The sequence below is a fragment of the Pseudomonas sp. MD195_PC81_125 genome (genome assembly GCF_014060985.1).
GTDB classification, from domain to species: Bacteria; Pseudomonadota; Gammaproteobacteria; order Pseudomonadales; family Pseudomonadaceae; genus Aquipseudomonas; species Aquipseudomonas parakoreensis.
Genome location: NZ_JABULD010000161.1, coordinates 1 through 15,600 on the forward strand (window position 1 = coordinate 1; position 15,600 = coordinate 15,600).

General features: G+C 59.3%; 14 protein-coding genes and 3 pseudogenes. 4 read left to right on the plus strand and 13 right to left on the minus strand.

The window, feature by feature from the left end; genetic code table 11:
• The first annotated feature begins 109 nt into the window (after window positions 1-109).
• Together HT737_RS06935 and HT737_RS06940 are read left to right on the plus strand one after the other, a co-directional pair.
• On the plus strand, window positions 110-1,300 hold the full coding sequence (locus tag HT737_RS06935) for an osmoprotectant NAGGN system M42 family peptidase (protein ID WP_041069309.1): 1,191 nt from the start codon (window positions 110-112) through the stop codon (window positions 1,298-1,300).
• Between the two features lie 202 nt (window positions 1,301-1,502).
• Window positions 1,503-1,730 (plus strand): YheU family protein, encoded by a 228-nt coding sequence (locus HT737_RS06940; RefSeq protein ID WP_182401973.1) that lies wholly within the window; start codon window positions 1,503-1,505, stop codon window positions 1,728-1,730.
• Here HT737_RS06940 and csrA read toward each other — a convergent pair.
• From csrA to HT737_RS06955, 3 genes are all read right to left on the minus strand, one after another.
• Window positions 1,727-1,912 (minus strand): carbon storage regulator CsrA, encoded by a 186-nt coding sequence (gene csrA, locus HT737_RS06945; RefSeq protein ID WP_041069300.1) that lies wholly within the window; start codon window positions 1,910-1,912, stop codon window positions 1,727-1,729. The two genes, HT737_RS06940 and csrA, sit on opposite strands and share 4 nt — an antisense overlap.
• A gap of 147 nt (window positions 1,913-2,059) precedes the next feature.
• A complete protein-coding gene (locus HT737_RS06950; RefSeq protein WP_182401975.1) occupies window positions 2,060-2,392 on the minus strand; it encodes a YnfA family protein in 333 nt (110 codons plus the stop codon).
• Between the two features lie 63 nt (window positions 2,393-2,455).
• Window positions 2,456-3,271 carry an SDR family oxidoreductase gene (locus tag HT737_RS06955; protein ID WP_182401977.1) on the minus strand — a complete coding sequence of 272 codons (816 nt, stop codon included), beginning with the start codon at window positions 3,269-3,271 and terminating at the stop codon, window positions 2,456-2,458.
• 326 nt (window positions 3,272-3,597) lie between these two features.
• Between HT737_RS06955 and HT737_RS06960 the strand changes: the two genes are divergently transcribed.
• Entirely contained in the window at window positions 3,598-3,756 is a 159-nt protein-coding gene (locus HT737_RS06960; RefSeq protein ID WP_169432680.1) for a DUF3309 family protein, read from the plus strand.
• 57 nt (window positions 3,757-3,813) lie between these two features.
• On the opposite strand, the gene HT737_RS06965 is transcribed toward HT737_RS06960, so the two are convergent.
• From HT737_RS06965 to HT737_RS07010, 10 genes and pseudogenes are all read right to left on the minus strand, one after another.
• Window positions 3,814-5,907, minus strand: a complete 2,094-nt coding sequence (locus HT737_RS06965; protein ID WP_041069289.1) for an LTA synthase family protein — start codon at window positions 5,905-5,907, stop codon at window positions 3,814-3,816.
• Window positions 5,908-6,218: 311 nt separating this feature from the next.
• Window positions 6,219-6,824 carry an START domain-containing protein gene (locus HT737_RS06970; RefSeq protein WP_182401979.1) on the minus strand — a complete coding sequence of 202 codons (606 nt, stop codon included), beginning with the start codon at window positions 6,822-6,824 and terminating at the stop codon, window positions 6,219-6,221.
• Window positions 6,825-6,865: 41 nt separating this feature from the next.
• Complete coding sequence (locus tag HT737_RS06975) at window positions 6,866-7,120, minus strand: YkgJ family cysteine cluster protein (protein WP_041069283.1); 255 nt, start codon at window positions 7,118-7,120, stop codon at window positions 6,866-6,868.
• Window positions 7,121-7,285: 165 nt separating this feature from the next.
• A pseudogene (locus tag HT737_RS32620) lies at window positions 7,286-7,782 on the minus strand (translation initiation factor 2).
• 78 nt (window positions 7,783-7,860) lie between these two features.
• A complete protein-coding gene (locus HT737_RS06985) occupies window positions 7,861-9,300 on the minus strand; it encodes a PLP-dependent aminotransferase family protein (RefSeq protein ID WP_003226969.1) in 1,440 nt (479 codons plus the stop codon).
• A gap of 201 nt (window positions 9,301-9,501) precedes the next feature.
• Window positions 9,502-10,314 carry an OmpA family protein gene (locus HT737_RS06990; RefSeq protein ID WP_041069276.1) on the minus strand — a complete coding sequence of 271 codons (813 nt, stop codon included), beginning with the start codon at window positions 10,312-10,314 and terminating at the stop codon, window positions 9,502-9,504.
• The gene (locus HT737_RS06995; protein WP_047295606.1) at window positions 10,311-10,667 is read right to left on the minus strand and encodes a DUF4398 domain-containing protein; all 357 of its coding nucleotides are present in this window, start codon (window positions 10,665-10,667) and stop codon (window positions 10,311-10,313) included. The genes HT737_RS06990 and HT737_RS06995 overlap by 4 nt, the downstream gene beginning before the upstream one ends.
• A gap of 9 nt (window positions 10,668-10,676) precedes the next feature.
• On the minus strand, window positions 10,677-11,498 hold the full coding sequence (locus HT737_RS07000; protein ID WP_041069270.1) for an ABC transporter substrate-binding protein: 822 nt from the start codon (window positions 11,496-11,498) through the stop codon (window positions 10,677-10,679).
• An 80-nt stretch (window positions 11,499-11,578) separates the two neighbouring features.
• On the minus strand, window positions 11,579-12,508 hold the full coding sequence (locus HT737_RS07005; protein WP_047295610.1) for an electron transfer flavoprotein subunit alpha/FixB family protein: 930 nt from the start codon (window positions 12,506-12,508) through the stop codon (window positions 11,579-11,581).
• A 12-nt stretch (window positions 12,509-12,520) separates the two neighbouring features.
• Window positions 12,521-13,261, minus strand: a pseudogene (locus HT737_RS07010) (electron transfer flavoprotein subunit beta/FixA family protein); the annotation flags it as partial.
• Between the two features lie 525 nt (window positions 13,262-13,786).
• Here HT737_RS07010 and HT737_RS07015 point away from each other — a divergent pair.
• Window positions 13,787-15,450 (plus strand): annotated as a pseudogene (locus HT737_RS07015) (electron transfer flavoprotein-ubiquinone oxidoreductase).
• Window positions 15,451-15,600: the final 150 nt, after the last annotated feature.

The window sequence follows — 15,600 nt, forward strand, 5'->3', positions numbered from 1 at the left end:
GGAACGCATCCAAATGTGGGAGCGAGCCTGCTCGCGAAGGGGCCGAATCAGGCGCCACAAATCTTCCTCATCGAAACCATCGATGCGCCTCAACTCATCAGGAGTTTCCATGACCACACAAATCCCCGAACCGGATCTGAACTACCTGCAAAAGGTCCTGCTGGAAATGCTCGCCATCCCCAGCCCCACCGGCTTCACCGACACCATCGTGCGCTACGTCGCCGAGCGTCTGGAAGAACTCGGTATCCCTTTCGAAATGACCCGTCGCGGCACCATCCGCGCCACGCTCAAGGGCAAGAAAAACAGCCCCGACCGCGCCGTTTCCGCGCACCTCGACACCATTGGTGCTGCCGTGCGCGCGGTGAAAGACAACGGTCGCCTGACCCTGGCCCCGGTCGGCTGCTGGTCGAGCCGGTTTGCCGAGGGCAGCCGCGTCAGCCTGTTCACCGACAACGGCGTGATTCGCGGCAGCGTGTTGCCGTTGATGGCCTCCGGGCACGCGTTCAACACCGCCGTGGACGAGATGCCGATCAGTTGGGATCACGTCGAACTGCGTCTGGATGCGTATTGCGCAACCAAGGCCGATTGCGACTCGCTGGGCATCAGTGTCGGCGACGTGGTGGCGTTCGACCCGTTGCCGGAGTTCACCGACAGCGGCCACATCAGCGCCCGCCACCTCGACGACAAGGCGGGTGTCGCCGCGCTGCTCGCTGCGCTCAAAGCCATCGTCGACAGCGGTCAGGAATTGATGATCGACTGTCACCCGCTGTTCACCATCACCGAAGAAACCGGCAGCGGTGCGGCGGCGGCCTTGCCGTGGGATGTCAGCGAATTCGTCGGCATTGACATCGCACCGGTCGCTCCGGGCCAGCACTCCAGTGAGCACGCGGTGAGCGTAGCGATGCAGGATTCCGGTGGCCCTTATGACTATCACCTGTCGCGACATTTACTGCGTCTGGCCAGTGAAAACGAACTGCCGGTAAGGCGCGACCTGTTCCGCTATTACTTCAGCGACGCGCATTCGGCGGTGACCGCCGGGCACGACATCCGCACGGCCCTGCTCGCCTTCGGTTGTGATGCGACCCATGGTTACGAGCGCACGCACATCGACAGTCTGGCGGCGCTCAGTCGTTTGCTTGGAGCGTACATTCTGAGCCCGCCGGTATTTGCCAGCGATGCCGCGCCGGCCAATGCTTCGCTGGATCGCTTCAGTCACCAGATCGAGCATGACACGCAAATGGAGAGCGATACGCGAGTGCCTTCGGTGGACAGCCTGGTAGGGCAGCGCTCCGACAGTTGATCCGGGCTTCCGTGGTGGCTGGACTGGCCCCATCGCTGGCAAGCCAGCTCCCACAGTTTTCGGGGTGGATCAGTGGTTTGTGTACACCATCAAACCCTGTGGGAGCTGGCTTGCCAGCGATAGGGCCGATACTGCCCACACAAAACTGGCAGCCAGCCACCAATCGCCGTAGCATCCCGCCATTGATTTAGCCGAGGTGCCCATGCTGATTCCCTACGACGCTCTAGAAGTCGACACCCTCACCCGCCTGATCGAGGACTTTGTCACTCGCGAAGGCACCGACAACGGTGATGACACGCCGCTGGAAACCCGCGTGCTGCGCGTCCGCCAGGCGTTGACCAAAGGCCAGGCGCTGATCGTTTTCGACCCGGAAAGCGAACAATGCCAACTGATGCTCAAACACGACGTGCCCAAGCACCTGTTCGACTAGCGGACCTTCTCGGTGGCCTGTTTGCGCTGAATCCGCTCATAGACTTCCGAACGGTGCACATTGATCTTCTGCGGCGCTTCGACACCAAAGCGCACACTGGAGCCGTTGACGGACAACACCCGCAGGGAAATGTCGTCACCGATGGAAATCAACTCGCCCACAACACGGCTGAGTACAAGCATGGAGTTCGTCCTTCAAGGGTTAACCAGCCCTGAAGATGCGCGGTGCACGCCCGCTCTACAATGCGCGGCGAGCAATTCAGTCTTGCCCTACACCCGCAAGCGCTGCGCCCGTCAGACGTTTCCTGCAAATCGCTAAACAGTCTCGCCTCACGCGGCGCTAAACCGCGGCCCGAACAGGATCACGCTGGCGCCGATCACGCACAGCGCCACGCCGATCCAGTCCGAACCCAAGGGACGCACCCGTTCAACCACTGCCAGCCAGCTAATCGACGCGACGATGTAGATCCCGCCATAGGCGGCATAGGCGCGACCGGCGTAAGCCGCTTCGACACGGGTCAGCAACAGGGCGAACAGCGTCAGGCTGAGCAGCGCCGGGATCACCCACAAGGCACTTTTGCCCTGGCGCAACCACATGAAAAAGGCGAAACAACCGGCGATTTCAAACAGCGCCGCGAGGAAGAACCACAGGTAATTGAGCATTGATGCCTCTCGACAGGGTGACCATTGCGGCCACCCTAGCGACGCGACACCCATGGGGCAAGTTCAGCCGTTGGTTTGTTTGGCCTTGGCGCGCATTTTATCGGCCATGGTGGTCATTTCGTTGTAGATCAGTTGCGGGTTCTTCTGCTTGATCGCCCAGGCCATGCGTCCCTGCTCGTGCGGCAGGATCATGAACTCGCCGGCGGCCACTTGCCGATAAATGTAGTCGGCGATGTCGGCCGCGCTGATCGGCGAACTTTCCAGCAACTTGCCAACCTGAGCTTTCATGGCTGGCGTCGGGCCACGGAACGAGTCGAGCAAGTTGGTCTGGAAGAACGACGGGCAGACCACATGCACCCCGACTTCCTGCTGCGCCAGTTCCACCAGCAAACTTTCAGACAGCGCCACCACACCGGCCTTGGCCACGTTGTAATTGCTCATCGCCGGGCCCTGCATCAATGCCGCCATCGAAGCAATGTTGATGATCTTGCCTTTGCTCTGTTCCAGCAGCGGCAGGAAGGCCTTGCAGCCTTTGACCACGCCCATCAGGTTGATCGCGATCTGCCAGTCCCAGTCTTCCAGCGACAGTTCGCTGAAGAACCCGCCGGACGCCACACCGGCGTTGTTGACGATGATGTCGATGCCGCCGAGCTTCTCTTCGCAGGCCTGGGCAAACGCAGTGAGCTGGCTGTAATCACGCACATCACAGCGCTGGACGAACCCGTCGCCACCGGCCTCGCGCACCCGCTTCAGGGTTTCCTGCAGGCCAGGCTCGCTGACGTCGGACAAGGCCAGCTGCCAGCCTTCACGCGCCCAGCGCAGTGCAAGTTCGCGACCTAAACCTGAGCCCGCACCCGTGATCATCATGCGATTTTGCATAGCAGACAGCCTTGTTGTTCTGTAGGAGATGCGCCGAGTGTAGCGAAGGAACACTGGCCACCCACGCTCCATCAGAATGCTGAATACAGGATCAAAAAGATCGCAGCCTTTCGCAGCTCCTACAGGAAACTGATGTAGGCGCTGCCGAAGGCTGCGATCTTTTTGATCTCGCGCTTTAAAGGAAATAAACGAGTCATCCAAATACATTAAAAAAAACATTGAATTTTCTTTCATTCGCACCAGTCGGAATTTGTAAGCCGTCTGGAATTAGTTAGCCTCCAGTCGCCCTTGAACACCAAGTCTTCTCGAACGCTATAAACAAGGAAATCGACATGGGCACAATTCTTATCATTATCCTGATCCTGTTGCTGATCGGTGGTCTGCCGGTCTTCCCGCACTCCAGAAGTTGGGGTTATGGTCCTTCGGGCATTATCGGCGTGGTGTTGGTGGTGCTGCTGGTCTTGCTGTTACTTGGCAGGATATAAAACCCCAAGACAAAAAAAAGAGGCCCTCAGGGGCCTCTTTTTTATGCAGCGGTTTTATCAGTCCGGCTTGCCGTTGATCACACCGGCGGTGTTGTCCATCAGGCTCTTGGTCGCCGTTTGCAGGAACGCTTCCAGCTTGAGCTTCAGTTCGGCGGTACGCGGTGCGTCCGGAATGATCTCCGCAGAAGGGTTCGCGCCCAGTTGGTACTGGTAGATCTTCGGCGCCATTTCCTTCTCCTTCGGCAAGACCAGGATCTGGTCAGCGGTGACGATGGCAGTGGTCTGCTCGCTGCCCGACGGCTTGATCACACCGAAACCGGTGTCGCCGGCCGGCAGGTTGAGCAGGTCACGGCCCCAGCACTGGTGACGCACTTCGCCACCCAGACGACCCATGATGGTCGGCACGATGTCGATCTGGGTGCCCACGGTATGGTCACGGGTACCGAACTTCTCCTGAATGCCCGGGGCGATCATCAGCATCGGCACGTTGAAGCGGCCCAGGTCCATTTCGGTGATCTGACGCTCGTTGCCAAAGCCGTGGTCGCCGACGATGACGAACAGGGTTTCCTTGAAGTACGGCTCTTTGCGCGCCTTCTCAAAGAACTGACCCAGGGCCCAGTCGGCGTAACGCATGGCCGTCAGGTGTTCGTTGAGCGTGCCGCGATCGGTCACGCGCTCCACCGGCAAAGGCGTTGGCAAGGCGTACGGCGTGTGGTTGGACAGGGTTTGCAGCAGCGCATAGAACGGTTTGCCATTCTCCCGCGCCTTAAGCTCCACCAGGCCACGGTCGAACATGTCCTGGTCGGACACGCCCCAGGTCGGATCGGAGAACACCGGGTTGACGAAGTCGTTACGACCCACGAAGTTGGTCATGCCCTGATTGCTGAAGAAGCCCGACTGGTTGTCCCAGGCGAAGTCGCCGTTGTAGACATACACGTCGTCATACTTGCGCGCACTGAGCAGCTGCGGCAGGCCGGAGAGCTTGTGGCTGCCTTCCGGGGTCTGCATCAGGTATTCGAAACCCGGCAGGTTCGGGAAGCACGCCATGGTCGCAAACATGCCCTGGTGGGTATGGGTGCCGTTGGAGAAGAAACGGTCGAACAGCAGGCCTTCCTTCGACAGTTTGTCGAGGTACGGCGTGATGTTGCCCGGTGCGCCCAGAGCGCCCACCGAGTGACCGGCCATGCTTTCCATCAGGATCACGACCACGTTCTTGATCGGCAGGGTCTTGTCGGCCGGTGGCGTGTAGTCACGACGCACCGCCGCAATGTCGGCATCGACCAGTTTGTCGTCCGGCATCACCAGCATCTCGCGCACCACTTTCTGCGCCTGTTCCTGCGGCAGGGTGGCTTTCCAGATGTTGTTGCGATCTTCACCCATGCGGTCCTTGGCGGCGGCGATCAGCGACAGCGTGCCGTTGAGACCGAGCTGGTTGGCGAAGTTCGATTCGGTGGTGTACACGTCACCCCAGCGCAGCGGCGGGCCCTGACGCAGGGTGCCACGGGCGGCCACGACGCAGATCAGCAGGCAGACCACGAACACCGCTAGACGGGTGTACCACGGCGCCACTTGACGGGTGCCGACGTTGCCGCCGCTGAACGGGCCGCGCGGACGGGTTGCACGATCGGCGCCCTTGAAGGCCAGGGTCAGGATTACGGTGCCGATCACCCACGCCAGCAGGTAGCGCACCACCGGGAAACCGTACCAGAGCATGCTCATCACGGTTTTCGGGTCTTCTTTCACGTACTGGAACACCAGGCCATTGAGGCGCTGGTGGAACTCACGGTAGAAGTCCATCTCCATCAGGCCGAGGAACAGCGCGATGCTGGACGCCACGGTCAGCCACAGACGGAAGAACCCGCGCGCAGCCATCGCCCGCGCACTGAACAGTGCCAGCAGCAGCGGAACGCAGACGTAGACCACCAGGCGCAGGTCGAAACGCAAGCCGTTGGCGAAAGCTTCGAGGAAGGTCGAAGCCGGGGTATCGAGGATCATCTCGCGGTTGTAGACCAGCAGCGCGAGGCGCAGCACGGAAAACATCACCATCATGACCAGGGCACACAACAGGGTGTAGGCCAGATGCGATTTGACGGTCGGTTGCAGCAGGCGAGTTGAAGATCGCTGCTGATTCAGGGCGTCCGGGTTTGCCATGTCGTTTTAGGACCCATTGGAAGTTGAAGTTGCAAAATACAGCGGCGCGATGCCCTCTATTGGCCATTCCAGACCCCGGGGCGTGCGCGGTGCGCAAATGTTGCACGATCACCGGCAGCATTGCCATTGATTAGTGCCCCGCTGCCCGACTCTTTCATAAAGGCAATCGTTCGCAGACAGCACGCATTGCGCGGGCGAATTGTCAGGAACGCTTTGTGAAAATTTCGTGCAGCGCATATCTGGAAACACAATATAACGACAAAACAAAACGCCCCGATTCGGTCGGGGCGTTTTGCTGTCAGCGCGAAAAATTACTTCTCGGCGCGTTCTTTCAGGGCTTTAAGGGTATTGAAGGGAGCGTCGACCACGAACTTGTTGGCAATCATGCTCGGTACGCTGCCGCCGGGCTCAGTGTGCACCTGATAGGTCACTTCGACTTGATCACCTTTGGGTACGAACTTCCAGAACCCTTTGACCTGAGCGACACGGACAAAGCCTTTCTCTTCGGGAATGTACTTCGGCACGCCTTCGAGGTTGCGGGTCAGGCTGCCATCGGCGCCCTCAACGGTGGTGATGTGCAACACCGAATCACGTGGGGTCACTGGCCACGGCGTATTGAACTGGGTGTAGGTCCAGCTCTGATTGCCCTCGTGCTTGAGCAGCTTCTGGGCTTTGCACTCGTGAATCCAGGTGCAGGCGCCAGCCACGTCGTCCTGCAAGGCACGCAGTTTGGCCACGGTGGTCTTCATCAGGGTCACGCCCTGGTAGGACTTGTAATCCGAGCCCGGCACTTGAGCCAGTGAGACCTTGATCCCGTCCTGCTCCTTGGCGACTTTCCAGTCCTCAGCCTGAGCCAACGAAGTAGCCAGTACAGCGGTCAAACCACACAACACAGCGATACGATGCAGCGAACCCATAGTCTTATTCCTTATTGTTGAAGTTCCGTTCGTTTGACACATCACGCCGCCGTCATCTGCTCCCACCAGCCGATCAGTTTGATCGCTTCCTCGGAGCTGCTGCCACAGACTTCGACATCGGCGGCAAATCCTGAACAAACCGCCGGACGCTCCGGCTGGCCGAAAATGCTGCACAGGTTTTCGACCGAGAGCTGCACGCAACGTTCGCCGGCAGGCTTGCCGTTGGGCATGCCCGGAATGGCAGAACTGATGGAGGGGGCAATACAGCAAGCGCCACAGCCTTCACGGCATTTCATGACGAGCAAGTCCTCGCAACGGGCAATGTGTTAAAGAGACGCGGACAGAGTAACCGCTAAAACGGTTGTTTCAAATTCCCTGTACCGGGGTTTTTACCGATAACTGAATGTGACTGACCAGTCTCCGACAAAGCGTCTGGTTCGCGGGTCACGGATCGATTGAATTTATTGCTTGAACTCGAAATCCAGTGCTGCGCCTTCGACTTCACGGCGCTCCTCATTGCGCAGCTGCAACTGCATTTCGTTGCTGAGCAGGCGGCCGTTGAGCTGAAAGCCACTGTTCTTCTCGCCAAACATCTGCGGCAGGATTGCGTCGTGCTTGGGCATCGGTACAGTACCGGCAGGTTTAAGCTGCTGAACCATATCCTTGGGCAAGCTCAGGTCAAGCTTGGCCGGTGGCAGTCTGGTTTTTGCCACTTCGCTGGCCGGTTTCGACTTGGAAGCGACCGGGGGGCCGTTTCTTCACCGCGGCGGCTTTCTTCTGTGGGGCTTTTTTTAGCCGCAGCTTTGTTATCTGCAACGGCTTTTTTGCTCGCCGCCGGTTTGCTTGCCGGCGCGGACGTTGCGGGCTTTTCCTGAACGGCAGCTGCCATGACACCGGGCGCATGGCCCATCATCAACACACCAAGCAAAATCCAGGCAGCAGGCAAAATCGCTTTCATGAACCCTACAATACTAACGGCAGAGGGCCATATGCTCGCCTGTTGAGCGCCACAAGACAAGCACGACGCGCCGCTCGTTCAGAAACCGCCAGCCGTTTCCTGACACAGTTGAGTCGCCAGCAGACCGAGGGTCATCAGCGCCCTTTCCGCCTCGCGATTCCACGGTGTGCCGCAGTTCAGGCGGATGCAGTGATTGAACTGCTCGGTATTACTGAAGATCAGCCCCGGTGCAATACTGATGCCCTGCTGCAATGCGCGGACATGCAATTCCTGGGTATTGACCCTGCCCGGCAGACTCACCCAGAGGATGAAACCGCCCGTGGGCCGGGTCATCTGTGTACCTTCGGGAAAGTACTGCTGCACCGCCAACTGGAACGCGCTGAGATTTTTCCGGTATTCCTGGCGGATGTACCGTAAATGCCGGTCATAACCGCCATTTTCCAGATAAGCGGCAATCGCCATCTGCGTCACGCTGCACGCCGAATGCGTGGTGAAGGTCTGCAGACGCTGGATTTCCTGCTGATACTTGCCGGCAATCATCCAGCCGACGCGCACGCCCGGCGACAATGTTTTGGAAAAGCTCGAGCAGTAAATCACCCGATCCAGTCGATCGTAAGCCTTAAGGGCTTTGGTGCGGCCCTGTTCGAACATCAACTCCCCATAGATATCGTCTTCGACGATCTGGATATCGAAGTCCGAGGCCAGACGCAGCAGCTGTTTCTGCCGTTCTTCCGGCATGGTGCCGCCCAACGGATTGCTCAGGCGCGTGGTCAGTACCAAAGCCTTGATCGACCATTGGTTGGCCGCCAGTTGCAAGGCTTCGAGGCTCATGCCGGTGGCCGGATCGCTGGGGATCTCGATCACTTTCAGGCCCAACAGATCGGCCAGTTGCAGCAGGCCGTAATAGGTCGGCGATTCGGCAGCGATCAGATCTCCCGGACGGGTCAGCACCCGCAGCGACATCTGCAGCGCATCGACACAACCGTGGGTAATGACCACTTCCGACGGATCGACCACCACCCCGGCGTCGCGCATGCGGATTGCCACTTGCCGGCGCAACGGTTCGAAGCCGGGGCTGAACATGTAGCTGAACGCGCGAGGGCTATGGAATCGGGTGACCTTGGCCAGTTGCTGATGCAGTGCGCGAACCGGGAGGTAATCGACACTCGGCACCGCAGCGCCCAACGGGAAAACCCCCTCGCGCCGAGACTCGACCAATACTTGCTGAATGATGCTGGCGCGCGTGACCAGGCCTGGGCGCTCGACCCGGGCGATGTCCGGGGTCGGCGCCGTCAGTGCCGGGGTCTGGTGCACGTAGTAGCCGGACTGCGGCCGTGCGCGGATCAGGCCCTGATCTTCGAGATTGGCATACGCCTGCAACACCGTCGCATGGCTGACATTCAGCTGCGAACTCATCTTGCGCACCGACGGCACGCGTTCTCCGGGTTGATAGACACCGCGCCGGATGTCTTCCGCCAATTGTTGAGCAATACGTTGGTAGAGCAAGAGGTTGGTCATGACGCAGCACTCGATTTCACGGGCATTTTATTCTTGTGTGAAACAATACCGGAACAGTTTAGAAGTGTACTGGGACAGTTGCCACCATAGTCGACCGTACAGTGCAGTGTCAGCCACAACTGTACGGATTTGCGTGCCAATCGACAGCCGTAAAAAAGCCCGGCGCTGCATGACAGGCCGGGCTTTCCAGAGACGCAGCCCTCAACGGGCGGCGCCAAGCTGGCCTTTTTCGTCGGAGAACACAATTTCCACCCGACGGTTCTGTGCCCGACCGCGCTCGGAAGCGTTGGCGTCCACCGGGTATTCGTCACCGTAACCTTCGACCTGAATCCGCTTGTCCTCAATCCCCAGGTCCATCAACACATCGGCCACTGCTTGCGCGCGATCACGCGACAGCTTGAGGTTTTCCTGTTTGCCACCGGTGCTGTCGGTGTAACCCTCGATACGCACCACACGTTTCGGGTTGAGTTGCAGGAACTGCACAATCTTCAACACCACGCGATTGGCCGAGTTCTTCAGCTCCGCCTCGCCAGTGTCGAACAGAACATCACCAAGGGTCATCACCAGGCCGCGATCAGTCTGCGTAGTGGCCAACGCCACGATCTGTTCTTCCAGCCATTTACCCTGCTGCTGCACGCTCAGCAGTTTGGACTCGCGCAGGGCCAGTTGCAGGCGCTGACGCTCCAGCTCAAGCTTCGCCGCGCGCTCTTCGTTGAGCACCAGATTGGTGTGTTCGCGAGCGATTTCGCTGTAGCGCTGACTCAAGTACGCGTAATGCACCACGTCCGCGCCACTGCCCCAATAGGTGGACAAGCGATCGGCGCGGGCCAGCGACTCACCGGCGCGGATCACATCCTTCGGCGCGATACGCAGCACATTGGAATCTTCCTTGACCTTCTGAAAGTCACTGCCAGCCTGTTGCAATGCGGCTTCGCCGTGTTGACCGGCGCAGCCATAGAGGCTTGCGCAACCGGCCAGGATCATCCCGCCGAGGATTTTGGACTTGAGGCTCATTGGGCATCTCCCAGTTGCTTGCGCAGACGGATGATGCGGGTGTTGAGCACGTTGAGTTGCTCTTCGCTCTTTTGCGTCAGCACTTTGGCTTCGGCCAGACGCGCATCCAGCTCAGCCTGTTCGGCGCGCATGCGGGCGTTCTTGAAAGACTCATCGGTCATGTTGCCCTTGGCCCGGTTGAACTTGTCTTCGGCCAGTTTCATTTCCGGCATTTCATCGGCGGTCGCACCGACGGCCTTGGCCTGGGTGATGGCCTGCTCGGTCAGGCGCATTTGCTCATGGGGTGCCGGATCGTTGGCGCAGCCGGCCAGGGCCAGAACGGCCATGGCCGCGAAAAGAGGTCGAATACTCACTAAGAATCCCTACTGTTTTGGGGCGCTGACAGGTGGCTGCGGCTGTTGCTGCTGCGCCTTCCAGCGCTCGATGTTGCGTTGCAGCGCGGCCTCGGTCAGTCCGGACGCGGGCAATTCTGTCATCTTTTTAGCGAGCTGTCCGCGCAACCACGGATCGTTGCAGGCCGAGTTATGCGAAACCGCGAGGAACAATCCCGGTCGGTCGATCGGCTGTTCGAACGCCAGCAGATCATTGGCCATGCCCAATGCCTGCGCGGCAGCCATGCCCGAATAGCGCCCGGCGAGTACATATTCCACTTCGCCCAGCAGAAGTTTCTGAAAGGCCTGAGTGATGTTTGCCGTCCGCGTCAGGGTCAGATTCTGCTCGGCGAAAGTGCCAAAAGCCTGGGTCATTCGAGACTTTTCCGACAACCCGCCAGCGTGCCCGTGCAGGTCTTTTGCTTCGCTGTAGGCCAGCGTCGAGCCTTTGCGCGTCCACACCAGGTAGTCGTTTTCGAGCAACGGCGGATAGACGTAGTCGAGGTTTTCCAGCTCATTGAACATCAGCGGCGTGTCCGCCAGCATGTCCATGCGCCCGCTGCGCACTTCGTCGAGGGCCTGCGCGCGTTTGCCGGCGTAGAGCAGCTCGACCTTGATCCCCAGATCCTTGGCCACTTGCTGCAACAGGTCGGCACTGGCGCCGATCAAATGTTTGGGGTTCTGCGGGTCCTGCCACAGGTACGGCGGCGCGTCCGGGCTACCGGTGACGACCAGGCGCTCGCACTTGCCGGCAGCCGCAGCCATCCCCGGCAACAGGATCAATCCCAATAACAACCTGCGGCGCAGATCCATGGCAAACGCTCTCCACTCAAATTCGAGACAAAAAAAAGCCCGACCAGAAGGCCGGGCTCTTTATAAGTGAAGCCGCCGGATTAGACCAGCTTCTCCAGCTCAGGGACTGCTTCGAACAGATCCGCCACCAGACCGTAATCGGCCACCTGGAAGATCGGCGCTTCTTCGTCCTTGTTGATCGCAACGATCACTTTGGAGTCTTTCATGCCGGCCAGGTGCTGGATCGCGCCGGAGATACCGACGGCGATGTACAACTGTGGTGCAACGATCTTGCCGGTCTGACCGACCTGCATGTCGTTCGGTACGAAACCTGCGTCGACCGCGGCGCGCGAAGCACCGACGGCGGCGCCCAGCTTGTCGGCCAGGGCGTACAGGTGTTTGAAGTTGTCGCCGTTCTGCATGCCGCGGCCGCCGGAAACCACGATCTTGGCAGCGGTCAGCTCAGGACGATCGGACTTGGCCAGTTCTTCGCTGACGAAGCTGGAAGTGCCGGCGTCGTGCGCAGCAGCAACGGCCTCAACAGCCGCCGAACCGCCTTCAGCAGCAACCGGGTCGAAACCGGTGGCACGCACGGTGATCACTTTGATCGCAGCGGTCGATTGCACGGTAGCGATGGCGTTACCGGCGTAGATCGGACGCTTGAACGTATCGGCGCTTTCTACCGAGATGATCTCGGAGATCTGGTCAACATCCAGTGCAGCGGCAACGCGCGGCAGGATGTTTTTGCCGTTGGACGTGGCGGCAGCCAGGATGTGGCTGTAACCAGCGCCCAGCTCTGCTACCAGCGGCGCAACGTTTTCCGGCAACTGATGCGCGTAAGCGGCATTGTCAGCGTTCAGAACTTTGCCCACGCCTGCGATTTTCGCCGCGGCTTCGGCCACGGCGCCAGCGCCCTGACCTGCAACCAGTACGTGAATGTCGCCGCCGATTTTGGCAGCAGCAGCCACGGTGTTCAGCGTGGCCGGGGCCAGCACTTTGTTGTCGTGTTCAGCGATTACCAAGATAGTCATTTTTAGATTACCTTTCGCTTCGTTTTTCAGTTTCTCGACCAGTTCAGCCACCGACTTGACCTTGATACCCGCGCTGCGTGCAGCCGGCGCTTCGACTTTCAGGGTCTTGTTGGTGGAGGCGGTGGAAACGCCCAAAGCGTCCGGAGTCAGCACTTCGAGAGGCTTCTTCTTGGCTTTCATGATGTTTGGCAGGGACGCGTAGCGCGGCTCGTTCAAACGCAGGTCGGTGGTGACGATGGCCGGCAGTTTCAGGGAAACGGTCTGCGCGCCGCCGTCGATTTCGCGGGTCACGGCAACGCTGTCGCCGGAGACTTCGACTTTCGAAGCGAATGTGCCCTGACCATAGCCGCTCAGTGCAGCAAGCATCTGGCCGGTCTGGTTGTTGTCGCTGTCGATCGCCTGTTTGCCCAGGATCACCAGCTGAGGCTGTTCCTTGTCGACCACAGCCTTGAGTAGCTTGGCCACGGCCAGCGAAGTCAGGTCTTCAGCGGATTCGACGAGGATGGCACGGTCGGCACCCAGAGCCAGTGCGGTACGCAGCTGTTCCTGAGCGGTGGACGGGCCGATGGAGACGACGACGATTTCAGTCGCAACACCTTTCTCTTTCAGGCGTACGGCTTCTTCCACTGCGATTTCGCAGAACGGGTTCATCGACATCTTGACGTTGGCGAGGTCTACGCCGGAATTGTCCGCCTTGACGCGAACCTTGACGTTGTAATCCACAACGCGTTTGACAGCTACAAGAACCTTCATGGATTCCTCGTTACTCTCCGGTGAAAAGAAAGTCGCCTAGGCGAACCTGGCGGTTGATGCTCATCGGGCACAAGGGCACCTCTAAAAACGCCGGCGGGGGGCGATGACCGTTCGTCAGTGGTGACCAACGGGTCATTGAATCGCACGGTGTGTAAACTGCGCGCCGGACTTGCGCTGCGCATCACCTTGAACTGCCTGTGCCCTGTCTTTAGAGGTGCTCTTGAAACCGCCAGTCTGCCTACGGCGAGCGCAAAACCGCCCGTATCTTGACCGGAACGCCTATTCCGGTCAATACGGCAAAATGGCCGTTCATAAGCCGCGCTTCTTTGATTTCTCTGGGCTGGAGCCGATTCAAACAAACGTTTGTATTGGACGCTCGGAGTGGTGTAGATATAATGCGCCGCCTAGAGAGAAAGGTGGTTTGCCCATTATTACCCTTGACGTTAACGTAAAGGCAATAACGGATGCGACACCGAACCTCCAAATTAGAAAAAAAACTGTTGAGCCTTGAGTAGGAGATAGCCTGTGGAACGCGAATACATGGAATTCGACGTGGTCATCGTCGGTGCCGGCCCCGCTGGCCTGTCCGCCGCCTGCCGTCTGAAGCAGAAGGCCGCCGAAGCCGGTAAGGAAATCAGCGTCTGCGTGGTCGAAAAAGGCTCCGAAGTCGGCGCACACATCCTGTCCGGTGCCGTGTTCGAACCACGCGCTCTGAACGAACTGTTCCCGGACTGGAAAGAACTCGGCGCCCCGCTGAACACGCCGGTCACCCGCGATGACATTTTCGTACTGAAAAACGCCGACAGCGCGCAGAAAATCCCTGACTTCTTTGTGCCCAAGACCATGCACAACGAAGGCAACTACATTATTTCCCTGGGCAACCTGTGCCGCTGGCTGGCCCAGCAGGCCGAGAACCTGGGCGTGGAAATCTACCCGGGCTTCGCCGCTCAGGAAGCTTGATCGACGAAAACGGCATCGTGCGCGGGATCATCACCGGTGATCTGGGCGTCGACCGCGAAGGCAACCCGAAAGAAGGCCTGTACACCCCGGGTATGGAACTGCGTGGCAAGTACACGCTGTTCGCCGAAGGCTGCCGTGGCCATATCGGCAAGCAACTGATCAAGCGCTACAACCTCGACAGCGATGCCGACGCCCAGCACTACGGCATCGGCCTGAAAGAAATCTGGGAAATCGACCCGGCCAAACACCAGCCAGGCCTGGTGGTGCACACCGCCGGTTGGCCGCTGGACATCATGGGCACCGAAAACACCGGCGGCTCGTTCCTCTATCACCTGGAAAACAACCAGGTCGTGGTCGGTCTGATCGTTGACCTGTCGTACAGCAACACTTACCTGTCGCCGTTCGACGAGTTCCAGCGCCTCAAGCATCACCCGGTGCTGGCGCAGTACCTGGAAGGCGGCAAACGCGTCAGCTACGGCGCCCGCGCGATCTGCAAAGGTGGCCTGAACTCGCTGCCGAAAATGGTCTTCAAGGGCGGCGCGCTGATCGGTTGCGACCTCGGCACCCTGAACTTCGCCAAGATCAAAGGCAGCCACACGGCGATGAAGTCGGGCATGCTCGCTGCTGAATCGGTGGCCGACGCCCTGTTCGCCGAAAAGGATGGCACCGAAGAGCTGACCTCCTACGTCGACGCGTTCAAGAAGAGCTGGCTCTACGACGAACTGTTCGCCAGCCGTAACTTCGGCCCGGCGATCCACAAGTTCGGCGCGATTGTCGGCGGTGGTTTCAACTGGCTGGACCAGAACATCTTCGGCGGCAAACTGCCGTTCACCCTGCACGACACCAAGCCGGACTACGCCTGCCTGAAGCTCGCGGCCGACTGCAAGAAGATCGACTATCCAAAGCCGGACGGCAAACTCAGCTTCGACAAACTGAGCTCGGTGTTCATCTCCGGTACCAACCACGAAGAAGAACAGCCGTGCCACCTGAAGCTGACCGACCCAAGCATTCCGCTGAGCCGCAACCTGCCGATGTACGACGAACCGGCACAGCGCTACTGCCCGGCCGGTGTATATGAAGTGATCACCAAGGAAGATGGCGAAAAACGCTTCCAGATCAACGCCCAGAACTGCGTGCACTGCAAGACCTGTGACATCAAGGACCCTTCGCAGAACATCACCTGGGTCACGCCGGAAGGCGCTGGCGGCCCGACTTACCCGAACATGTAAGTCGCATCGCTGAACAACGAGGCTCCCGAAACGGGGGCCTTTTTGTTGCCCACAACTAAATGCATCACATCAGCCCCTGTGGGAGCTGGCTTGCCAGCGATGGGGCCGTGTCAGTGGACATTTGGCAGCGTGGATCACCGCCATCGCTGG